Origin of the sequence: Pseudomonas sp. Fl4BN1 (assembly GCF_009908285.1) — a bacterium.
Classification (GTDB): domain Bacteria; phylum Pseudomonadota; class Gammaproteobacteria; order Pseudomonadales; family Pseudomonadaceae; genus Aquipseudomonas.
On the sequence record NZ_JAAARM010000052.1, the window covers coordinates 1 to 21,895 of the forward strand.

At 64.9% G+C, this 21,895-nt stretch carries 22 protein-coding genes; 17 read left to right on the forward strand and 5 right to left on the reverse strand.

The window, feature by feature from the left end:
- Positions 1–447 precede the first annotated feature (447 nt).
- Together GV818_RS31480 and GV818_RS31485 are read left to right on the forward strand one after the other, a co-directional pair.
- Entirely contained in the window at positions 448–852 is a 405-nt protein-coding gene (locus GV818_RS31480; RefSeq protein ID WP_003229628.1) for an acyl-CoA thioesterase, read from the forward strand.
- Between the two features lie 51 nt (positions 853–903).
- Positions 904–1,803 (forward strand): D-hexose-6-phosphate mutarotase, encoded by a 900-nt coding sequence (locus GV818_RS31485; RefSeq protein ID WP_161778488.1) that lies wholly within the window; start codon positions 904–906, stop codon positions 1,801–1,803.
- A gap of 174 nt (positions 1,804–1,977) precedes the next feature.
- On the opposite strand, the gene GV818_RS31490 is transcribed toward GV818_RS31485, so the two are convergent.
- The 5 genes from GV818_RS31490 to GV818_RS31510 all read right to left on the reverse strand — a co-directional run bounded on the left by GV818_RS31490 (position 1,978) and on the right by GV818_RS31510 (position 6,026).
- Positions 1,978–2,514, reverse strand: coding sequence for a DUF3299 domain-containing protein (locus tag GV818_RS31490; protein WP_161752727.1), 537 nt, complete (start codon positions 2,512–2,514; stop codon positions 1,978–1,980).
- A 137-nt stretch (positions 2,515–2,651) separates the two neighbouring features.
- Positions 2,652–2,897 carry a GlsB/YeaQ/YmgE family stress response membrane protein gene (locus GV818_RS31495; RefSeq protein ID WP_161752725.1) on the reverse strand — a complete coding sequence of 82 codons (246 nt, stop codon included), beginning with the start codon at positions 2,895–2,897 and terminating at the stop codon, positions 2,652–2,654.
- A gap of 107 nt (positions 2,898–3,004) precedes the next feature.
- On the reverse strand, positions 3,005–4,087 hold the full coding sequence (locus tag GV818_RS31500) for a 5-(carboxyamino)imidazole ribonucleotide synthase (protein WP_161752723.1): 1,083 nt from the start codon (positions 4,085–4,087) through the stop codon (positions 3,005–3,007).
- Positions 4,088–4,098: 11 nt separating this feature from the next.
- Positions 4,099–4,590, reverse strand: coding sequence for a 5-(carboxyamino)imidazole ribonucleotide mutase (gene purE, locus GV818_RS31505; RefSeq protein ID WP_016967060.1), 492 nt, complete (start codon positions 4,588–4,590; stop codon positions 4,099–4,101).
- Positions 4,591–5,111: 521 nt separating this feature from the next.
- Positions 5,112–6,026, reverse strand: a complete 915-nt coding sequence (locus tag GV818_RS31510) for a LysR substrate-binding domain-containing protein (protein WP_161752721.1) — start codon at positions 6,024–6,026, stop codon at positions 5,112–5,114.
- A 181-nt stretch (positions 6,027–6,207) separates the two neighbouring features.
- Between GV818_RS31510 and aspA the strand changes: the two genes are divergently transcribed.
- The 15 genes from aspA (at position 6,208) to GV818_RS31585 (ending at position 21,890) form a co-directional block, all read left to right on the forward strand.
- Positions 6,208–7,632, forward strand: coding sequence for an aspartate ammonia-lyase (aspA, locus tag GV818_RS31515; RefSeq protein ID WP_161752719.1), 1,425 nt, complete (start codon positions 6,208–6,210; stop codon positions 7,630–7,632).
- 607 nt (positions 7,633–8,239) lie between these two features.
- The gene (locus GV818_RS31520) at positions 8,240–8,596 is read left to right on the forward strand and encodes a DUF6124 family protein (protein WP_161778489.1); all 357 of its coding nucleotides are present in this window, start codon (positions 8,240–8,242) and stop codon (positions 8,594–8,596) included.
- Between the two features lie 444 nt (positions 8,597–9,040).
- Positions 9,041–9,766 (forward strand): hypothetical protein, encoded by a 726-nt coding sequence (locus GV818_RS31525; RefSeq protein WP_161752715.1) that lies wholly within the window; start codon positions 9,041–9,043, stop codon positions 9,764–9,766.
- A gap of 98 nt (positions 9,767–9,864) precedes the next feature.
- The gene (locus tag GV818_RS31530) at positions 9,865–10,512 is read left to right on the forward strand and encodes a hypothetical protein (RefSeq protein WP_161752713.1); all 648 of its coding nucleotides are present in this window, start codon (positions 9,865–9,867) and stop codon (positions 10,510–10,512) included.
- 45 nt (positions 10,513–10,557) lie between these two features.
- Positions 10,558–11,577 carry a beta-ketoacyl-ACP synthase 3 gene (locus GV818_RS31535; protein ID WP_161752711.1) on the forward strand — a complete coding sequence of 340 codons (1,020 nt, stop codon included), beginning with the start codon at positions 10,558–10,560 and terminating at the stop codon, positions 11,575–11,577.
- Positions 11,577–12,584 (forward strand): NAD-dependent epimerase/dehydratase family protein, encoded by a 1,008-nt coding sequence (locus GV818_RS31540; protein WP_161778490.1) that lies wholly within the window; start codon positions 11,577–11,579, stop codon positions 12,582–12,584. The genes GV818_RS31535 and GV818_RS31540 overlap by 1 nt, the downstream gene beginning before the upstream one ends.
- Positions 12,581–13,435 carry an MBL fold metallo-hydrolase gene (locus tag GV818_RS31545; RefSeq protein WP_161778491.1) on the forward strand — a complete coding sequence of 285 codons (855 nt, stop codon included), beginning with the start codon at positions 12,581–12,583 and terminating at the stop codon, positions 13,433–13,435. The genes GV818_RS31540 and GV818_RS31545 overlap by 4 nt, the downstream gene beginning before the upstream one ends.
- The gene (locus tag GV818_RS31550; protein WP_161778492.1) at positions 13,425–14,783 is read left to right on the forward strand and encodes a F390 synthetase-related protein; all 1,359 of its coding nucleotides are present in this window, start codon (positions 13,425–13,427) and stop codon (positions 14,781–14,783) included. Before GV818_RS31545 ends, GV818_RS31550 begins: the two co-directional genes overlap by 11 nt.
- Positions 14,771–15,925: an ATP-grasp domain-containing protein gene (locus tag GV818_RS31555; RefSeq protein WP_161778493.1), complete on the forward strand. Its 1,155-nt coding sequence runs from the start codon at positions 14,771–14,773 to the stop codon at positions 15,923–15,925. Before GV818_RS31550 ends, GV818_RS31555 begins: the two co-directional genes overlap by 13 nt.
- Positions 15,922–17,061 (forward strand): hypothetical protein, encoded by a 1,140-nt coding sequence (locus GV818_RS31560; RefSeq protein WP_161778494.1) that lies wholly within the window; start codon positions 15,922–15,924, stop codon positions 17,059–17,061. The genes GV818_RS31555 and GV818_RS31560 overlap by 4 nt, the downstream gene beginning before the upstream one ends.
- Complete coding sequence (locus GV818_RS31565; protein WP_161778495.1) at positions 17,058–18,074, forward strand: Rieske 2Fe-2S domain-containing protein; 1,017 nt, start codon at positions 17,058–17,060, stop codon at positions 18,072–18,074. The genes GV818_RS31560 and GV818_RS31565 overlap by 4 nt, the downstream gene beginning before the upstream one ends.
- 368 nt (positions 18,075–18,442) lie before the next feature.
- Positions 18,443–19,279: an ABC transporter ATP-binding protein gene (locus GV818_RS31570; RefSeq protein ID WP_256679575.1), complete on the forward strand. Its 837-nt coding sequence runs from the start codon at positions 18,443–18,445 to the stop codon at positions 19,277–19,279.
- A gap of 39 nt (positions 19,280–19,318) precedes the next feature.
- On the forward strand, positions 19,319–20,320 hold the full coding sequence (locus tag GV818_RS31575; protein WP_161778497.1) for an ABC transporter substrate-binding protein: 1,002 nt from the start codon (positions 19,319–19,321) through the stop codon (positions 20,318–20,320).
- A 29-nt stretch (positions 20,321–20,349) separates the two neighbouring features.
- A complete protein-coding gene (locus tag GV818_RS31580; RefSeq protein ID WP_161778510.1) occupies positions 20,350–21,126 on the forward strand; it encodes an ABC transporter permease in 777 nt (258 codons plus the stop codon).
- The gene (locus GV818_RS31585) at positions 21,126–21,890 is read left to right on the forward strand and encodes an SDR family oxidoreductase (protein ID WP_161778511.1); all 765 of its coding nucleotides are present in this window, start codon (positions 21,126–21,128) and stop codon (positions 21,888–21,890) included. The genes GV818_RS31580 and GV818_RS31585 overlap by 1 nt, the downstream gene beginning before the upstream one ends.
- Positions 21,891–21,895 lie beyond the last annotated feature (5 nt).

Genomic DNA, 21,895 nt, shown 5'->3' on the forward strand with positions numbered 1-21,895 from the left:
GGGGGCGGGCGGGTTGCGCTGGCTGCGCGGCGCTCGAGGGCACAGTGGTCATGGCAAGGGCTTCTCTTATAGTTGATTCTGGAAGCCGCAACAGCGCTGGTTGGGGCCTGGCAGGTCCGGCACGATAGCAAATTGTTCGAATGCGTACACAGCGGTGCACAAATGACTGACAAATTTGCGAACTGGACGGGTCGTCGCGGAGTCTATCGACCGATATACTCGCAGACCTCGGGGCGCAAAGCCGCTCCTGGCAAGGGTTGCTGTGCGAAAACGCTGCTGCGCGCCCCCAGGCCCTGGCCAGCGCCAGTCGATTTCGCAGAGTTTCCCTTTAGCACGCCTTAGAAAGAACGTGACGAACGTAGTATGTTCGGGCTGAATCGTTTTTCCTGAAGACGGCTATTCACCTGAAGTACCCCAAGAAGCGTCACGGGTCAGAGGCCCCTCGGCATGATAGAACTCGAACAAGAAGATCCAATCCCGCAAGGCGACCTGGCCTTGCAAATCACCGCTTTGCCGCGTGAAACCAACGGCTTTGGCGACATCTTTGGTGGCTGGCTGGTCGCGCAGATGGACCTGGCGGGCACCGCCATGGCCAGCCGCGTCGCCGGAGGTCGGGTGGCCACGGTGGCCATCGACCGCATGGCCTTCCTGGTACCGGTGGCGGTGGGCGCGCAGCTGTCCTTCTATACCCAGACCCTGGAAATCGGCCGCAGCTCGATCCAGATGATGGTGGAAGTGTGGAGCGACGACCCGCTGTCCAGCGAATGGCGCAAGGTCACCGAGGCGGTATTCGTGTTCGTCGCCATCGACGGCAGCGGCCGCACCCGTTCGGTCCCGCCCAGAGCGCGTTAACCCGGCGGCTGTTGCCATGACAGCCCAAGCCTCCTGAACGAGAACCGCAGCATGCCGACGCCCCACGTTGAAACGGTGAAAATGGACGAACTGAACTGCTGGCGTATCCGCCACGGTCAGGCCCAATTGCTGGTGGCCCAGCAAGGCGCGCACATCCTCAGCTATCAACTGGCCGGGCAGCAGCCGCTGATCTGGCTCAACGACGAGGCGCAGTTCAAGACCGGCAAGAACATTCGCGCCGGGGTACCAGTGTGCTGGCCATGGTTCGGCAACTTTGCGCGCAACCCAGAAAGTGTCCAGGCCATGCGCCAGAGCAGCGAACCGGCGCCGGCCCACGGCCTGGTACGGGCCACCGACTGGGAGCTACTGGGCACCGAGATCCAGGGCGACAGCCTGCTGGTACACCTGCGCCTGCCCTGCCCCGAAGGCGGCTTTCCCGGCTGGCCTCACCCGGTGGAACCGAGCCTGACCATCCGTCTCGACGAGCAACTGCACATCAGCCTGACCAGCCATAACCAGGGCACTGAAAGCGTCAGCATCAGCCAGGCACTGCACAGCTATTTTGCAGTCAGCGATGTGCGCCAGGTGCATGTCGAGGGTGTGGACGGGTTGAGTTACATCGAGACCCTGGAAGATTGGAAAACCAAGGTCCAGAGCGGCAACCTGCATTTTGCCGGCGAAACCGACCGCATCTACCTGAACGCCCCAGCGCAACTGGATATCGTCGACCCGGACTGGCAACGGCGAATTCGCCTGACCAGCGCAGGCTCGCGCACCGCAGTGATCTGGAACCCCTGGATCGACCGCGCCGCGCAGTTCAGCGACATGGCCGACGATGGCTGGCAGCGCATGCTGTGCATCGAGACCGCCAACGTGATGGACGACATCGTCACCCTGGCGCCGGGCGCCAGCCACACCCTAAGCGTGAGCATCAGCGCCGCCCCGCTCTGACGTGTCCCCGTAGGAGCTGGCTTGCCAGCGAAGAGTCCCTCAAGACCGTCGGCGTTCTTGAGGCCGCTTTCGCCGGCAAGCCGGCTCCTACCGTTCAGAGACCGGGCTCAGAAGTCCGCGTCCAACGACCCGTTCAGCAGTGCCGGTTCAAAAGCCCGGTTCAGCTACGCCGCGTCAGAGATCCGATTCCTTGACCACCCGCACCTTCGCCGCCTCCAGGGCGTAGGCGGCATCGGCCAGGTCATTGCTGACCTTCTCGACCTTCAGGGTGCCGGTCACCCACAGCGGCGTGTAGATGTCATCCAGCTTCAAACCCTTGGGAAAGCGCACCAGCACCAGTTGGTTGGGCGGCGGTGGCGGCACGTGGATGCAGGCGCCCGGGTACGGCACCAGGAAGAACAGCGTACTGCGCCCCTTGGCATCGGCTTCCAGCGGAACCGGATAACCGCCAATGCGGATTTCCTTGCCGTTCATGGCCGCCACGGTCTTGGTGGAATACATCACCGCCGGCAACCCCTTGCTCTGCTTCAAGCCGCCCTTGTCGGTGAAGGTGCCATTGGCTTCGGGGGAGTTGTGATCAATTTCCGGCATTTGCTCCAGAGCCTTCTGGTCCGACTTGGGCATCAGCTCCAGCCAGTCGGTTTCCGGCAGTTCGCCAGCCTGGGCCAGGCCGCAGCCCAGCAGAACAAGGGTCAATAGAAGACGGCGCATGAGAGGGTGGCTCGGTCAAAAAGGAAGGACGGAAAAACCCGGGCATTCTAGTGCCCAAACCGTCTGCTGCGGTGAAGTTTCAGATAAAGAAAGGGGCTCCCCTCCGCCCGGACGGCAGAGGGGGCTTGCAGCGTGGCTCAGCTCTTTTTGACGAAGCCGTAGATCACCAGCAGGATGATCGCGCCCACCAACGCACCGATGAAACCGGCGCCCTGGCCTGCATGGTAGATACCCAGCGCCTGACCGCCATAAGTGGCCGCCAGCGAACCGCCGATACCCAGCAGGATGGTCATGATCCAGCCCATGCTGTCGTCTCCCGGCTTGAGGAAACGCGCCAGCAGACCAACGATCAAGCCGATGAAAATGGTTCCGATTATGTGCATGGCTGTTCCTCTGATAAGGGGGGTTATGCCAAAGCCTAGTCAGCGCCTTGGCATCCTGCTATCAGAGAACGGCGGGAAACGAAGGTTCCCGCCAGCCGGTGGATTTGTTACTCGGCGATCAGCGCTTCGACCTTGATAATCTGCGCTTGCAGGGTCGCCTGGTCGACGCAGCGCAGGTTGGCGTGACCGACCTTGCGCCCGACCTTGAAGGCCTTGCCGTAGTGATGCAGGTGGCAGTCGTCGATGGCGATGACCTTGTCTACCGGCGGCACTTCACCGATGAAGTTGATCATCGCGCTCTCACCCACCTTGGCGGTGGAACCCAGCGGCAGGCCGGCTACCGCCCGCAGGTGGTTTTCGAACTGGCTGCACTCGGCGCCTTCGGTGGTCCAGTGCCCGGAGTTGTGCACCCGCGGAGCGATCTCGTTGGCCTTGAGGCCACCGTCCACTTCGAAGAACTCGAACGCCATCACACCGACGTAGTCCAGTTGCTTGAGCACCCGGCTGGAATAGTCTTCGGCCAGCGCCTGCAGCGGGTGATCGCTGCTGGCCACGGACAGCTTGAGGATGCCGCTGTCGTGGGTGTTGTGCACCAGCGGGTAGAAACGGGTTTCACCGTCACGAGCACGCACGGCAATCAGCGAGACTTCGCCGGTGAACGGCACGAAGCCCTCCAGCAGGCAAGGCACGCTGCCCAGTTCGGCGAAGGTGCCTTCGACGTCGGCAGCGTTGCGCAGAACCTTCTGGCCCTTGCCGTCGTAACCCAGGGTGCGGGTCTTGAGCACCGCCGGCAGGCCAATCCGCGCCACGGCAACGTCGAGATCGGCTTGGGACTGGATGTCAGCGAACTCGGGAGTAGGAATCCCCAGGTCCTTGAACATGCTCTTCTCGAACCAACGGTCGCGGGCGATGCGCAAGGCTTCGGCACTCGGATAGACCGGGACGAACTGCGAGAGGAAGGCCACGGTTTCCGCCGGCACGCTCTCGAATTCGAAGGTCACCAGATCCACTTCATCGGCCAGCTGGCGCAGGTGGTCCTGGTCGCCATAATCGGCCCGCAGGTGTTCGCCCAGGGCGGCCGCACAAGCATCCGGCGCCGGGTCGAGAAAAGCGAAGTTCATTCCCAGCGGAGTCCCCGCCAGGGCCAACATGCGGCCCAACTGGCCGCCACCGATTACACCGATCTTCATCGTCAACAACCTCAGGCGACGCGTGGGTCTGGATTGTCCAGGACGCTGTCTGTCTGTTCAGCACGGAATTTTTTCAGCACCGCATGGAACTGCGGGTGCTTGGCGCCCAGGATGCTCGCCGAGAGCAGGGCGGCGTTGATTGCACCGGCCTTGCCGATAGCCAGGGTGGCTACCGGAATGCCCGCAGGCATCTGCACGATCGACAGCAGCGAATCCACGCCCGAGAGCATCGACGACTGCACTGGCACGCCCAGCACCGGCAGGTGGGTCTTGGCCGCACACATGCCCGGCAGGTGCGCCGCGCCACCGGCACCGGCGATGATCACCTCGATGCCTCGCGCCTCAGCCTCTTCGGCGTACTGGAACAGCAGGTCCGGGGTGCGGTGTGCAGAAACCACCTTCACCTCGTAAGGGATGCCGAGCTTTTCCAGCATATCGGCGGTGTGGCTAAGGGTGGACCAATCGGACTTGGAGCCCATGATCACGCCAACCAGTGCACTCATCGTCGTGCCTCTTCTCTCTGGGCGCCCGCAGGCGCGTCAAAAACAACAAGCCACGCGAAAAGGCGTGGCTTGTTGTACGAAAAATGGCCGGACGAACCGGCCAAAGGCCGCGCAGTATACCGAAAAAGCCGGGCTAAACGCACTTTCGCCGACCATCTGCAAAACAAAGTATTTCCGGCGCAAAACCCCGGTTTTATTGACTCCAAGGTCAATCCGGCTCCCTCGTAGGAGCTGGCTTGCCAGCGAAGAGGCCCGCCCTGCAATCACCGCCCTCCCGGCCGACGCCTTCGCCGGCAAGCCGGCTCCTACAAAAAAACCTGCGCCTATCTCCCGTAGGAGCTGGCTTGCCAGCGAAGAGGCCCGCCCCGCGATCACCGCCCTCCCGGCCGACGCCTTCGCCGGCAAGCCGGCTCCTACAAAAAAACCTGCGCCTATCTCCCGTAGGAGCTGGCTCGCCAGCGAAGAGGCCAGCCCCGCGATCACCACCCTCCCGACCGACGCCTTCGCCGGCAAGCCGGCTCCTACACGGCCGCGGCTTGCACAGCGGCGCCTTCCAGCTTGCGCCACAGCAAGCGCACGTTGGCCTTGCGCACCAGGGCGCAGCGGTACAGGCGGATCTCCAGTGGCACATGCCATTGCGCGCCGCCACACACCACCAGTTCGCCCCTGGCCAGCTCGGCGCGCACGCTCAGTTGCGGCACCCAGGCAATGCCCAGCCCCTCCAAAGCCATGCTCTTGAGGCTGTCGGCCATGGCGGTTTCATAAACAGTGGTGAAACGCAGGTTGCGCTGGCGCAGCAGCAGATTCACCGAACGCCCGAGAAAGGCCCCGGCGCTATAGGCCAGCAGCGGCACGCTGGCCTCGCCTTCCAGATCGAACAACGGCTTGCCCTGGGCATCCGCGGCGCATACCGGGAGCATCTCGGTGTGCCCCAGGTGCAGTGAAGGGAAGATTTCCGAATCCATCTGCAAGGCCGCGTCCGGATCATAGAAGGCCAGCATCAGGTCGCAGCCACCTTCGCGCAGGGCGTGCACCGCGTCGCCGACGTTGGTCGCCACCAGCCTCGTCGCAATGTTCAACCCCTCGTTGCGCAATTGCGCGATCCACCGCGGGAAAAAACCCAAGGCCAGGGAGTGGGCCGCCGCTACCTGCATCACTTCGCCCTGCCCGCCTTCTAGGTGGTGCAGGTGACGCACCACCTCGCCGAGCTGTTCGACCACAGTGCGCGCGGTCACCAGGAACAACTGCCCCGCTGCCGTCAGCTCCACCGGCGTGCGCGAGCGGTTGACCAGGGTCAGGCCCAGGGCCGCTTCCAGGCTGCGGATCCGTCGACTGAACGCCGGCTGGGTCACGAAGCGACGCTCGGCAGCCTGGGAAAAACTGCGGGTGGCGGCCAGGGCACTGAAGTCCTCGAGCCATTTGCTTTCCAGATTCATCACGTCCTCCCGGACACGCACCATTTTAGGTCACACGCTCGCCGGCAACCCGGCGTCACACCAGCATTATGCCGAATATGCATAGCCCAGTGTTTAACAGCATTGGCCCAAAAAATCCCTTCAGCCTAGGATTCGCAGCGTTCCCGGCACAGACCGGGTCCCTACCGAGATGATCTCCGTCATGTCCTCCGCTGCATCATTCCGCACCGAAAAAGACCTGCTTGGCGTACTCGAAGTACCCGCTCAAGCGTATTACGGCATCCAGACCCTGCGAGCGGTGAACAACTTCCGCCTCTCCGGTGTTCCGATTTCGCATTACCCGAAATTGGTGGTCGGCCTGGCAATGGTCAAGCAGGCAGCTGCTGACGCCAACCGCGAACTGGGCCAACTCAGCGAAGCCAAGCACGCTGCCATCAGCGAAGCCTGTGCCCGTCTGATCCGCGGCGATTTCCACGAAGAGTTCGTGGTGGACATGATTCAAGGCGGCGCTGGCACTTCAACCAACATGAATGCCAACGAAGTCATCGCCAACATCGCGCTGGAGGCCATGGGCCACAGCAAGGGCGAATACCAGTACCTGCACCCGAACAACGACGTGAACATGGCGCAGTCCACCAACGACGCCTACCCGACCGCGATCCGCCTGGGTCTGCTGCTGGGTCACGACGCGCTGCTGGCCAGCCTCGACAGCCTGATCCAGGCGTTCGCTGCCAAAGGCGTCGAGTTCAACCACGTCCTGAAGATGGGCCGTACCCAACTGCAAGACGCCGTGCCGATGACCCTGGGTCAGGAATTCCGCGCTTTCGCCACCACTCTGGGTGAAGACCTGGCGCGCCTGAAGACTCTGGCGCCAGAACTGCTGACCGAAGTGAACCTGGGCGGCACCGCCATCGGCACCGGCATCAACGCCGACCCGCGTTACCAGGCCCTGGCCGTGCAACGCCTGGCCGTCATCAGCGGCCAGCCGGTTGTTCCAGCTGCCGACCTGATCGAAGCCACTTCCGACATGGGCGCCTTCGTGCTGTTCTCCGGCATGCTCAAGCGTACCGCCGTGAAGCTGTCGAAGATCTGCAACGACCTGCGCCTGCTGTCCAGCGGCCCACGCACCGGCATCAACGAAATCAACCTGCCAGCGCGTCAGCCAGGCAGCTCGATCATGCCCGGCAAGGTCAACCCGGTGATCCCGGAAGCCGTGAACCAGGTAGCGTTCCAAGTTATCGGCAACGACCTGGCCCTGACCATGGCGGCCGAAGGCGGCCAGCTGCAACTGAACGTGATGGAGCCGTTGATCGCCTTCAAGATCTTCGACTCGATCCGCCTGCTGCAACGCGCCATGGACATGCTGCGCGAGCACTGCATCACCGGTATCACCGCCAACGAAACCCGTTGCCGCGAACTGGTGGAGCACTCCATCGGCCTGGTCACCGCGCTGAACCCGTACATCGGCTATGAAAACGCCACCCGTATCGCCCGCATCGCCCTGGAAAGTGGCCGTGGCGTACTGGAACTGGTGCGCGAAGAAGGCCTGCTGGACGACGCCATGCTCGACGACATCCTGCGTCCGGAAAACATGATTGCCCCGCGTCTGGTTCCGCTGAAAGCCTAACCACCGCGACACCGAAACATGCAACACCGCTCACCAGGTTGAGGGACTAGACACCTCTCACCTTTTGAGGGCTTGGAGATACGTCTCCAGGCCCTTTTTTTTGCCTGCCGGAAAGTGCCGCGCCCGCCCAACCTCGACCTCGATTTTGTAACCGCAGCCGATCTTGCGAGGCTGCAAACCCGCCAACCGGTTCTGCCTGCACCTCACTCACACACTCGACCCGACCGGTACCCAGCGCCTGATCCCTACCGGTTTTGTCAGGGGATGCCAGCCAGCGCTGGAGCCGTTTCGCTTTGTTTTGTAGGGCAAATCCGAGAGAATCCCCCACGCCTTTGAGCGCCTTGTACCCCTTCGAACGATCAGGCAGTCTCCCGGTGCCGCTGCAAAATCAGCGGCCCGGATGTGGAAGTTCGGACCTGAGTAAGCATGAGCGCTCATGGGCATGGCTCGACGTATTGTCGTCGGCATCGCTTTATGGCGGTTGTGCGCGGGACACCTTCGGGTGTGCTGGGTTACTCAGTCCCGGTCTTCCACACCCTCGCACAACGGCCACCCCTCATGTGGAAGTGAGCTCGGCAGTCCTTTAACGACTGAGTGAGTGACCGTCATGAAAAGGCTCGTCCCCGATCCGCCTTTACCCACCGATCATCCGCGCCGCGACCCGGAGCTGGACCGCGCCAACGCCAACCTGCTGGCCGCCTTGCACGGCACCCGTCATCGCCCCTTCGACCTGCGCGATGGCCAAGGCCACCCGCTGTTCGCCGTGCAACCCCAGGTGAATGCCGAAGACGCCCTGATGCACGTCTCCCTGCTGCTCAAATGCGCCGAAGAGGTGTCCGATGAAATCACCGAACAGGCCAGCGGCATCGAACGTGGGCTGATCTGGTCCATGGTGCACTCGGTTGAAATGGCCCGCGCCGTGGTAGATGCCCTGCTCGACAGCGCCCGCCCAGACCCCGCCTAAACACCGCCCCGTAGGAGCTGGCTTGCCAGCGAAGAGGCCGGCCCGGCCTTCACCGCCATCCCGGCCGACGCCTTCGCCGGCAAGCCGGCTCCTACAAACCCAAGACCTCGTACACCCCGTAGGAGCTGGCTTGCCAGCGAAGAGGCCAGCCCTGCCTTCATCGCCATCCCGGCCGACGCCTTCGCCGGCAAGCCGGCTCCTACAAACCCAAAACCGCGTAACTCCCGTAGGAGCTGGCTTGCCAGCGAAGAGGCCGGCCCAGCCTTCACCGCCATCCCGGCCTACGCCTTCGCCGGCAAGCCGGCTCCTACAAACCCAAAAACGCGCAAATCCCGTGGGTGCCGCGAACATCACCGGGCCCTCGTTATAAACCCGCACAACTGCGCGCCCACGGTGGATAATCGCCCCTCTCGAACATCCGCCAATCCCGAGGCACCGCAGTCGATGGACCCGACGCACATCCAGGCCCTGCAACAGCTACGCAGCCTGATCCCCATCGGCCTGCGCCACGCCCAGGCCCTGCTCGCCCGCTGCGCAGGCAACCCGCAACAGGCCGCCGAGCTCTACAAATCCGAGTTGCTGCAAGTGCTGGTAGAAAAGTCCGGCCTGCCCCAAGAGCAAGCCCGGGAACAGCTGCACACCGCCGGCTACGACCTGAACCGCGCCCTGCACGCGATTGAAGAAGCGCGCTTCACCCTGACCCAGCGCATCCTGCGCAAGCATCACCGGGACCCGGCTCAGGCCCTGGATCTGATCGCCCAGGCCATGGAAACCGCCGAGCAGTTGCCGCGTCAGTACTGGCTGGATTTCGCACGACTGGAGCAACTGGCCCCGGCCCTGCGCTGCTTCATGATCCTGCACGAGTGGCTGGCCTACGAGGATTGGGAGGGCTTCGACAGCGCCCTGCACTTTCACCTGCCCGAGGCCATCGCCCAGTTGCGCCACCTGCAACTGGATACCCTGGCGGACAGTCTGGAACAGGCCGATCAGCGCCAGCAGCAACTAAGAGCGGCCCATGCCGAAAGCGAAAGCCCCATCGAGCTGGCGCTGCGGGTCAATCAGGACCCGTTCTTCATTAGCTGCCAGGACCGCTTCAGCCAGCAGCGGCCGCAACTCGACGAACACCTGTACCAATGGGTGGAGCGATACATAGAGCAATTTCCAACCTGAGCAGTGAGTAAAGGTTCGCGCACACGCCGCTGCTACCCGCCCCCCAGAAATCGGTAAACTGCCGCCCTCACCGAACACGGACCTCGGATTCAGCCCCCATGGAATTGCACTACCGCATCACCCCTGCCCACACCGAAGCCTGGATTGCCGAACCGCTGAAGCAGGAACTGCTCAAGGGTGATCAGCAGCATGTCCGGGCCATGAGCACATTTGCGCAGTGGCAAGGCCGCTTTATCGGCCTCGTGATGTTCACCCTGTGCCTGCTCGGCGGCTGCCTGTCGATCTATTTCCCCGAGCGACGCCTTACCCCGGAGAAAGTCATCGCCATGGTGCTGTTCGCGTTGATCTTCATCCCCCTGTGGTGGCGCTTTTCCGGGCGCTGGATCAAGCACCTGCAAAACCGAATTGCTGCCACCCCGATCAAACCCCAGGCACCGTTGCGCGGGTTGAGTCAGCGCCTGATCGAAACCCGGTTGCGGGCCGTCGAAGGCACCTATTACCTGAACTTCGACGACCAGGGCTTCACCCTGCTCAACGCCCGCGGCGCTCAAAGCAGCCTGGCCTGGAAGCAGATTGTGCATGTGCAGGAGATAACGGAGTTCTACCTCGTGGCTTGCGCCGATATGGCCCGCGAGGGCATGGCCTGTTTCATCGCCAAACACAGTGACCTGATGCCGGTCGAGGAATACCAGCAAAAGCTGCAGGGGTTTCTGAGCAAATGCCCAGTGGCGCCTTCAGCCAACTGAACGCACCTCGCAACGCCCCCTCGACGCCCCACAAACGGAATTTTCATGCACACATCAGCGTCCTCCCTGCGCCCGGCCCGCACTCTGGCCATCCTCGGCAGCGGCCATGCCCTGCCGCAGCGGGTGGTCACCAGTGCCGAACTGGACAGCCGGCTCGGCCTGGAAACCGGCAGCGTGGCGCGCATCAGCGGTGTGCAGCAGCGCCATGTCGCCGGCCCCGCGGACAACGCCGCCAGCCTCGGTGCCAGTGCCGCGCGCCAGGCCCTGCACGCAGCAGGCCTGGCGCTTGAACAGCTGGACCTGATCGTCTGCGCCAGCGGCACCATGGACCAGGGCATGCCCTGCAACGCCGCGCTGCTGCAGCGGGAGCTGGGCCTGGGGCAGTCGGGTATCCCGGCCATGGACATCAACGCCAGTTGCCTGGGCTTTATCGCCGCCCTGGACACCCTGTCCTGGCCGATTCAGGCCGGGCATTACCGGCGTGTGCTGCTGGTGTGCGCGGATATCGCCTCCTGCGGCCTGGACTGGCAGCAGGTGGAGGTCAGCGGCATCTTCGGCGACGGCGCGGCGGCGGTGGTGCTGGGAGCCGGTGACGGCGGGCAGAAGATCCTCGCCTCGCGCCTGAAGACCTACGCCGAAGGCGCCGCGCTGTGCCAGATCCCCGCCGGCGGTTCGCGCTTTCATCCGCGGCGCATTGAGGTGCCCTTCGAGCCCCTGACCAGCTTCGCCATGCAGGGCAAAGGGGTGTTCCGCCTCGCCGCCAAGCATCTGCCCGAGCTGATGGACGACCTGCTCCAGCAAGCCGCATTGCCCCTGGAGAGGATCGACTGGGTGATCCCCCATCAGGCCAGCCAGCAGGCCATGCAGCACGCAGCCAAGCGCCTGAGTCTCGGCCCCGAGAAGCTGATCGATATCTTTGCCCGGCACGGCAATCAGGTGGCGGCGTCCCTGCCCACCGCCCTGGACATCGCGGTGCGCGACGGGCGCATTCAACGCGGGCAAACCCTGATGCTGATCGGCACCGGCGCGGGCTTGTCCCTCGGCGGCCTGATCCTGGAGTTCTAATGAAGATCCTGGTCACCGGCGGCACCGGTTTTATTGGCCGGCATCTGGTCTGGAAGCTGGCCGCCGAAGGCTGCGAAGTGCAGTTCAGCGGGCGCAACCCCGAGGCGGCGGCGCAAGTCATCGCCCACAGCCCGGCGCCGGTGCGCTGGCTGCCCCTGGAACACGGCAGCCGCCAGGCCAAACGCCTGCTGACCGACGCCAGCCGCGAGCACGACGCCATCGTCCATTGCGCGGCGCTGTCCTCACCCTGGGGTTCGCCCCAGGCCTTTGCCCGGGCCAACCTCGACTCCACCGCCGAGGTAATCCACGCCTGCCGGGACAACCGCATTGCGCGGCTGGTGCATATCTCCACCCCGAGCCTGTACTTCAACTTCAGCGACCGCCTGGGCATCCGCGAAGACCAGCCGCTGCCGCCACCGGTGAACGACTACGCCCGCAGCAAGGCCCAGGCCGAAACCCTGCTGGGCCAAGCCGGCCTGCCGGAATGCGTGATCCTGCGGCCCCGGGCGGTATTCGGCCCCTGGGACGCGACCCTGATGCCGCGTCTGCTGCGGGTGATGCAGCGCGGGGCGATTCCGCTGATGCGCGGCGGCCGGGCGCAGCTGGACCTGACCTGCGTCGACAATCTGGTGCACGCGGTGTGGCTGGCCCTGACCCGGCCCCTGCCGCGCCCGCTGTGCGTCTACAACCTGAGCAACGCCACGCCCCTGGCCTTCAAGGACCTGCTGCAACAGATGGCCGAGCACTTCCAATTGCCACTGCGCACCCGCCGCCTGCCCTGGCCCCTGGTGCACGGCGTGGCACAGTTGCTGGAGCTCAAGGCGCGCCTGGGCAACGGCGCCGAACCCTTGATCACCCGCTATGGCGCAGGCGTCCTGGCCTTCAGCCAGACCCTGGACATCAGCGCCATCCAGCGCGAGCTGGGCTACCACCCGGTGATCAGCCAGGAACAGGGCATCGCCCAGCACGCCCAATGGTGGCTGGCCCAACAGAGGCAACGACCATGAGCCGCCGCGTGAGCTTGAAGATCCTGCGGGCCGGCTGGTGCCAGCATCTGGAATGCATGGCCGACCGCGGCGGGCGCCTGGCGCCGGTGCAGTTTCCGGCCTTGTGCGGGCTGATCCAGCATCCGGAGCACGGCTGGATTCTGTACGACACCGGCTACGCCGAACACTTCTTCCAGGCCACCCGCGCCCTGCCCGAGCGCCTGTACCGCAGCGCGGTGCCGGTGCAGTTGCCGGTGGTCGAGCAGTTGGGGGCGCAGTTGCACGAGCTGGGCATCGGCCTGGGAGATATCCGCCATGTGATCATTTCCCACTTTCACGCCGACCATATCGCCGGCCTGCGGGACTTCAGCAATGCCCGTTTCATCGCCCTGAAAGCCGATTACCAGCATATCGACAGCCTGCGCGGCCAGCGTTGGCGCGCCACCCTCGGCGGCCATCTGCCGGGCTTGCTGCCGGACGACTTCAGCGCCCGCCTGCGCCTGGCCGACGCCAGCCCCAGCTGTGCGCTACCGGGCTGGATGGCGCCCTTCGAGCAGGGCCTGGACCTGTTCGGCGATGGCAGCCTGATCGGCGTGCCGCTGCCGGGGCACAGCGCCGGCCAGTTGGGCCTGTTCATCGCCGACGCCCAGGGGCGGCCGGTATTTCTGGTGGCCGACGCCTGCTGGTCAGTGCCGGCCTGCCGCGCCGAGCGCCTGCCGGCCGCACCGGCGCTGTGGTTTGCCAGCGCCGACCGCCAGCAATACCTGCGCACCTACAGCGGCCTGGGCCAGCTGATCCGCCGGGAACCGGCGGTGGCGGTGCTGCCGTCCCATTGCACCCAGGCCTGGGAGGCGTTCGCCAATGAACAGTGAACGCCTGCTGGGCACCCTGCGCAGCATCGGTGCCTTTGTGTTCAGCCGCTATGTCCTGCGCTTTCGTCGTCGCGAGCGGCTGGAAGCCTGGCAGGCAAGGCGCCTGCGGCACTTCATGGCCAAGGTCATGCCTGGCGGCGAGCGCTTCAGGGGGCTGGTCAACGACGGCCTGCACAGCTTGCCGATTATGGACAAGGCCAGCCTGATGAGCGATTTCGCCGGCTTCAACACCCGTGCCCTGAGCCTGGAACAGGTGCTGCCGGTGGCCTTGCAAGCCGAGCACTCCCGGGACTTCAGCCCGACCCTGGGGGACATCACCGTGGGCCTGTCCAGCGGCACTTCGGGGGCCCAGGGGGTGTTCCTGGTCAGCAGCGCGGAACGCCAGCGCTGGGCCGGGATTCTGCTGGCGCGAACCCTGCCCCGGGCCCTGCTGCCAAGGTTGCTGTGCCCCTGGTTGGCACCGCTGCGCATCGCCTTTTTCCTGCGGGCCAACAGCCGCCTCTACACCACCCTGGCCAGCCGTCGCATCGACTTCGCCTTTCATGACCTGACCCTGGGCCTGGGCGCCTCCCTGGAGCGCCTGAACCAGCAGAACCCCGACGTGCTGGTGGCCCCGGCCACTGTGCTGCGCGGGTTGGCCCAGGCGGCCCTGGCCGGGCAGCTGACGATCCGCCCACGGCACATCCTGTCGGTGGCCGAAGTGCTGGAAAGCACTGACGCCGAGGTGGTGCAGCAAGCCTTCGGGCTCAAGCCCCAGCAGATCTATCAGGCCAGCGAGGGCTTTCTTGGCTACACCTGCGAGGCCGGTACCCTGCACCTGAATGAAAGCCACCTGCACATCGAGCCGCAGTGGCTGGACCCGGAACGCACGCGCTTTCAGCCGATCATCACCGACTTTTCCCGGCGTACGCAGTTGATCGTGCGTTATCGCCTCAACGACATCCTGCGGGTGGCCAGCGCGCCCTGCCCCTGTGGCCGCGCGGAGCGGGCGATTGCCGCCGTGGAGGGCCGCGCCGACGAGATCCTCTGGCTGCCAAGGCTCGACGGCCGGCAACTGGCACCGCTCTACCCCGATGTGTTGCGCCGCGCCTTGCTGATGCTCGGGGCGACGCTTGAGGAATATCAAATCCACCAGCGCGGGCTGCTCTGGCAGGCCAACCTGCGCACCTCGTGCAACTACCCCGCCCTGTGCCAACGCATGACCGAGGCCCTGAGCGAACTCTGCGCGCAACAGGGGCTACAGACGCCGAGCCTGAGCTTCGGCCACTGGCAGGCGCCACCACCACAAACGAAAAGGCGCCGCCTGCTGATGCTGCAACTACCCGAGGGACTGCCATGCGTGTATTGATTCTCGGCGCCCGGGCCCCGGCCTGCCTGGAATGGGCCCGGGCGTTCAAGCAAGCCGGCTGGACGGTGACCGTGGCCGATTCCCTGGCCCAGCCCCTGAGCCGTTTCAGCCGCGCCGCCGAACACTTCGTGCGCCTGCCGGAACCCCGCCACGATCCCCAGGCCTGGATCGAAGCCCTGGCCGTGGTCATCCGCCAGCAGGCCATCGACCTGCTGCTGCCCACCTGCGAAGAGGTGTTCTACCTGGCCCACGGCCTGGAACGCTTGCGGCCTTTGTGCCGGGTGTTCACCAGCGATTTCGAGCTGCTGCACCGCCTGCACCACAAGGGCGACTTCGCGGCCATGACCCAGGGCTGGGCCGTGGCCGCACCGCCGACCCAGGTGCTGCATGACCCGGCCGCGTTGCAGGCCCTGGCCGCCGAACACGATGCCCTGGTGTTCAAGCCGGCCTATTCGCGTTTCGCCTCCCAGACCCTGATCCGCCCGAGCCCGGCGCAACTGGCCAAGGTCCGGCCCAGCGCCGAGGCCCCCTGGGTGGCCCAGCGCTTTGTCCGCGGCCAGGAATACTGCAGCTTCAGCGTGCTGGTGGACGGCCAGTTGCGCGCCCACAGCAGCTACCAGCCGCGCTACCGGGTCGGGCGCGGCTCAGGGATCTACTTTCACAGCTGCGCCCCGGCGCCGATCCGCGCCTTCCTGGAGCAGTTCGGCCGGGCCACCGGCTACACCGGGCAAGTGGGCTTTGATTTCATCGAGGACCAGCACGGCCGCTTCCACGTCCTGGAGTGCAACCCCAGGGCCACCAGCGGCGTGCACCTGTTCGACGACCAGCGCGAACAACTGGTGGCGGCACTGGGCATTGAGGCCGGCACAGCGCTGCAGGCCACCCTGGAACCGCGGATGATCGCCCTGGCCATGCTGCTTCTGGCGGCGCCGCAACGGGCCTTGAGCCGCGCGTTCTGGCACGACTACCGGCAAGCCCGGGACGTGATCGTCCAGGACGGCGACCGCGGCCCCCTCACCGCCCAGGTACTGAGCCTGGCGGAAATCATCGGCCGCGCCCTGACCCGCCGCTGCGGGCTGCTGGCCGCCTCCACCGCCGATATCGAGTGGAACGGTCAACCCCTGGAAGCGCCGCGCCCATGAAGCTGTTGCTGCCGGAACAACTGGCCCAACAGCCCCCGAGCGCCGACGACAGCCGCGCCCGGCATTACGTGCGCACCTGCGCCGGTGGCGCGTTGATCGGCAACGTCAGCACCGCCCTGGCCCTGCTGGACACCGGCCGCCAGCAGTTCCCGGTAAGCATCAACCATCGCCACGACCCTGTGGATAACTGCTACGTGGTGTCGCCGCAAACCGCCTACAGCGGCTATGCCCGGGAAGAGCTGCAACGCCTGAAGCGGCCCTGGCTGGCCTGGCCACTGAAGCTGCTGACCCAGGGCGTCGACCGGCTGCTGAGCGCGGCCAAGGTCGATCGCCTGGTGCAGGTCAACAACTGGCTGCTGTCCACCAACCTCTACCCGGCCGACTGGGATGGCGCGGATTTGCCGGCGATCACCGAACTGCTGCGCCGGGAGTTTCCCGACCACGGCTTCGGCTTCCGCTCCCTCAACGATTTCAGCAACCGCGAACTGCGCAAGCGCCTGCAAGCCCTGGGCTACCTGGCCATTCCCAGCCGCCAGGTGTACCTGTTCGACGGTCGCGACGGCGAAGACTCGGCCTTCCTGCGCCATCACAACACCCGCATGGACGCCACCCTGCTGCGCCGCAGCCCTTATACGGTGGTGCCCGGCAGTGAGCTGAGGGAGGCCGACTTCCAGCGCATCGAACAGCTGTACAACCTGCTCTACCTGGACAAGTACAGCCGCCTCAACCCCCACTACAGCGCCCAATGGCTGCAACGCGGGCAGGCCGAGGGCTGGCTGGAAGTGCGCGCCCTGCGCAACGCCGAAGGGCGCATCGACGGCGCCCTGGGCTGGTTCGCCAACAGCGCCCTGATCAGCACCCCCATCGTCGGCTACGACACCGCCCTGCCTCAGCGCGCCGGCCTGTACCGGCAACTGACAAGGCTGTGCCTGCAAGAAGCGGTGAACCGCCGCCAGGTGCTCAACTTCAGCTCCGGCGCCGCCGCCTTCAAGCGCCTGCGGGGCGGTGAGCCAGAGATCGAATACAGCCTGATCCACGTCGCCCACCTGCCCTGGTCGCGAAGGCTGGTGTGGCAATTGATGGGCCTGCTGCTGCAACGGATCGGCGTACCACTGATGAGGAAGCTCAAACTGTGAACAGTCACTCGGGCTGGTGGCCCGTCGCCCTGAGCCGGCAGCTGCAACGCCAGCCTCTGGCCTGCACCCTGCACGGCGTGCCGCTGGTGCTATTCCGCGATGCAGCCGGGTCCCCTGCGGTGCTGCCGGATCGCTGCCCCCATCGCTTCGCGCCTCTCAGTGCCGGGCGGGTGCGCGACGGGCAGATCCAGTGCCCCTACCACGGCTGGCGTTTCGACCCCCAGGGCCGCTGCACTCACCTGCCCGGCCAGGAGCAGCAGCGCTGCAGCCAACCGCTGCTGCAACCCTTGCACAGCTGCGAAGCCCAGGGGCTGGTGTGGGCCAGCCTTGCCGCCGAACCACCGAGCACGCCTCCGGTGGCGGCCGCCGAACAGGCCCAGGCCCTGGACGTGTTCTGGATCAGCGACCGGGTGCGCTGCACCTTGCAGGACGCCGCGGAGAACTTCCTCGACGGCTTCCACACCCACTTCGTGCACGCCGGCTGGATTCGCCACGACCGCCAGCGCCAGCGTATTCGCGCCTGGGTGCATCAGCTGGAGGATGGGGTTGAAGCGCAGTACAGCGAAGAAGGCACCCAATCCGGGCTGATCTCCCGGCTGTTCGAAGGCGAACGCGGCATCAGCATGGGGCGCTTCCGCCTGCCCGGGCTGGCGGAAATCGAATACCGCGACCGCCAGGGCCGGCTCAACCTGCTGGTCAGCGCCTGGCTGAGCCCGGCCGCCGAGGGTGAGCTGCGCCTGTTCGCGCGCATCGCCACGGCCCGTGGCCGCACGCCGGGCTGGCTCAAGCGTGGCGTGCTGCAGCCCTTGTTCAAGGTGATCCTCAAGCAGGACCGGCAGATCCTGGAAAAACTCAGTGCCAACCAGCAGCGCTTCGTCCAAGTACCGATCCGCTGGCATCAACAAACACCCCTGGACAGCCCCCAGGATCTGCTCGGGCCGTGGATCAGGCAGTTACTTGATAAAGGTGAGCTACAAGACTTCGAAGAACGGCGTGACGAATTCTTTTTGTAACCTGACAAGGCGGGCGATGAGTCATCGCCCCAGCGCTGTTCTTATATAAGAAAGTCACGACCTATCGAGCAGCCTGTTTCATATACAAAACAAGTAAGCGATTTATCCCCCTGCCGCGTTACCTGAAAAAGCCCTCTCTTCTCGCAACTTCCCAAGTCATGCCCGGACATTGGGCAATTTCGTGCCAAATAATAAACGTCGTTTCATATATAAAACATTCCAATTACAACTAATTACCCATAAGCAGCTGATATAAAACAACTTTACAACTAAAAACTTGATCACTAATTCACTGGCATTGTTCATGCACTAAACGACGTATCACCTATAAAACAGACCAGAGAACTATACCAATGGCTGTGAAAGAGATGTATGCCGTCGTGCCGCAATCGAATGCCCCACTTCCCAAGGAAGAATTGGAGCCGACTGAAATTGAATTTCGCAATGTCGGTAAATGTTTTCCGGGCAAGGGACAGTCCAGTGCTCCTTTCGCCATTCGTGAAGTGAATTTCAAGATTCGCCGCGGCGAGGTGGTCTCGATCATCGGGCCGTCCGGCTGTGGCAAAAGCACCATCCTCAACATGGGATCGGGCCTCTACCTACCCAGCGAGGGGCAAGTGCTGGTAGGCGGCGAGGCAGTGACCGGGCCGGTACGGCGGGTGGCCTTCATGCTGCAGAAGGACCTGTTGATGCCCTGGCGCAGCATCCGCCGCAATGTCGAACTGGGCCTGGAGATCCAGGGAGTCGACCCTGGCACTCGGGAAGCCGTGGCCAATGACCTGCTGGAACGCTGCCACCTCAAGGGCTTCACCGAGCACTACCCGTTCCAGCTGTCCGGTGGCATGCGTCAACGCGCAGCGCTGGCCCGGACTCTGGCCATCGACCCCCAGGTGCTGTTCCTCGACGAGCCGTTCTCGGCCCTCGATGCCCAGACCAAGATGATCCTGCAACAGGACATGGCGCGGATGCTGGCCGACACCAAGAAGACTGCCCTGTTCATCACCCACGACCTGGTGGAAGCCATCGCCATGTCCGACCGCCTGCTGGTCATGAGCGCTCGCCCAGGGACCATCGTCGAAGAAATCCCGGTCAACCTGCCGCTGCGGGACAACCCCCTGGAGCGCCGCAAGCTGCCAGAGATCGGCCCACTGGTGGGGCGCCTGATGGAGCTGCTGCAAGTCGGCCAGGACCTCGAACTGCATTGATCAATGCCCCCGCGGGCCTCAACCGATCCAGGAGTACCCATGCTCAAGTCGCTGCTTCAAAGACTCAGTCGGGCCGGCGCAATCACCCTCGGCCTGACCCTGGCGCACGGCGCGCTGGCCGCACCGGTGGAAGTCACCTACCTGCTGCCGGCACCGCCCAACCTGCCAGCGTTCGCGCCCTGGATCATCGCCAAGGAAAAAGGCTACTACGCCGCGCAGAACCTCAACCTGACCTTTATCGCCGCCAAGGGCGGGGTCGATGTGGCCAAGCAGATCGGTGCCGGTAACGCGCTGATGGGCGGGGCCCTCGGCGATACCCCGATCGTGGTCCGGGCCAACGGCATTCCGGTGCGCGCGGTAGCGGTGCTGGGGTCCGGCGGGGTGACCCTGGTCGCCACCCCGGAAAACGCCGGGATCAAGGCCATCGACGACCTCAAGGGCAAGACCCTGACCGTGATGTCCTACTCGGACACCACCTACTACGCCTTGCTCGCCTCCCTGCGCAAAGCCGGCCTGAGCAAGAACGATGTGGACATCCAGGCCGCCGGCCCGTCCGGAGTCTGGCAGTTGTTCGCTGCCGGCAAGGCCCAGGCCATGGCCGCGGTGCCGGACTGGGTGATCAATGCCGAAGACGCCGGGGTCAAGGTGCGGCTGATTCCCCGGGAGCAGATTTTCGAAAGCATGGCCCAGGCGATCCTCGCCTCCGACGCCGCGATCCGCGACCAGCCGGAACTGGTGCGCGGGGTGGTCCAGGCCACCCTGCACGGCATGCGCGACATCATCCAGGACCCGCGCGCCGCGGCGCAGACCTTCGCCAAGGCGGTGCCGGCCTACACCGGCAAGGAAGACGCCCTGGAGCGGGTCTTCAAGCTCTACGTCGAACACGTCTACGCCGGCCAGCAGACACTGGGACGCATCGATCCGCAACGCCTGGAGCAAGTGCGCCAGTTCTATGTCAGCGAAGGCATCGTCAGCCAGGAACCCAAGCTCGACGACCTCTATACCAACCAGTTCATCGACAGCCCGGAGGCCGCGCAATGACGGCCACCACCTGCGAGGTAAAACCCCGGATGAAAACCCTCAATCACTCCGTGCTCGGCAGCGCCGCGCTGCTGCTGCTGTTCCTGGTGCTCTGGCAATGGGGCCCGGGGCTGCTGGGCATGCCTGAATTCGTCATGCCCAAGCTCAGCCGCGTAGCCCAGGAAAGCCTGGCCATGTGGCAAACCGGCAACCTCTGGCAGCACACCCTGGTCACCGCCCTGGAGATCATCGTCGGCTTCGCCCTCGGGGCCTTCCTGGGCCTGGCCATCGGCGTCTCCCTGGGCCTCTCGCCCACCGCCGAGGCGGTGCTCTCGCCCTACATCCTGGCCTTGCAGATCGCGCCCAAGGTGGCCTTCGCGCCGCTGTTCGTGATGTGGCTGGGCTACACCGTCTACCCGAAGATCCTGATCGCCATCCTGATCGTGTTCTTCCCGGTGATGATCAACGTGCTGTCGGCGATCCGCACCGTGGACCCGGACATGATCAACCTGGTGCGCACCATGAGCGCCAGCCGCTGGCAGATCTTCCGCCTGGTGGAGTTTCCCTCGGCCATGGCCGCGCTGTTCTCCGGCCTGCGCATCGCCTCGACCCTGGCGGTGATCGGGGTCACGGTCGGCGAACTGGTGGGCGGTAACCAGGGCCTGGGCTTCCTGCTGGTGGACGCCGAGGGCCAGGGCAATACCGCCGGGGTATTTGTCGCCATCGTGATGCTGACCTTGATCGGGGTAATCGCCTACGGCGCCGTGGTCTGGGCGGAAAAACGCGTCCTGCATTACCTGCCCAAAGCCATGTTGAGTAGCCAATGATGAAGACCCCAAGCGATCTGCTCCAGGGCCGTCGGGTCCTGGTCACTGGCGCCGCCCGCGGCCTGGGCTATGCCTTCGCCGAAGCCATTGGCCGCGCCGGGGCCCGCGTGGTGATTGCCGACGTACTGGAACAGCGAGTGCAACAGGCCGCCATCGATCTGCGCCACCAGGGCCTGGACGTCCGCGCCCTGAGCCTGGACCTGGCCGAGCCTGGCTCCATCGACGCCTGCATCGGCGCCGCCGTGGACCTGCTGGGTGGCCTGGACGGCCTGGTGAACAACGCCTCGATCACCAACTCCGGGGGCAAGAGCTGTGAACAGCTGAGCCTGGAAACCTGGGACCAGGTGATGCAGGTCAACGTGCGCGGCACCTGGCTGATGACCAAGGGCTGCCTGCCGGCCCTGCGCGCCAGCGGTCACGGCGCCATCGTCAACCTGGCCTCGGACACCCCGCTGTGGGGCGCGCCGAACCTGTTGGCCTACGTCGCCAGCAAGGGCGCGATCATCGCCATGACCCGTAGCCTGGCCCGAGAGCTGGGCAGCGACGGGATCACCGTCAACGCCATCGCCCCCGGCCTGGTCCAGGTGGAAGCCACCGCCTACGTGCCTGAGGCCCGCCACCGCCTGTACCACGACCAACGTGCCCTGCAACGCCCGCAATTGCCCGAAGACGTCAGCGGCGCAGTGCTCTTCGCGCTGTCCGACCTTGCCCGTTTCATCACTGGACAAACCCTGCCGGTCAACGGCGGGTTCGTCATGCCCTGAATGGA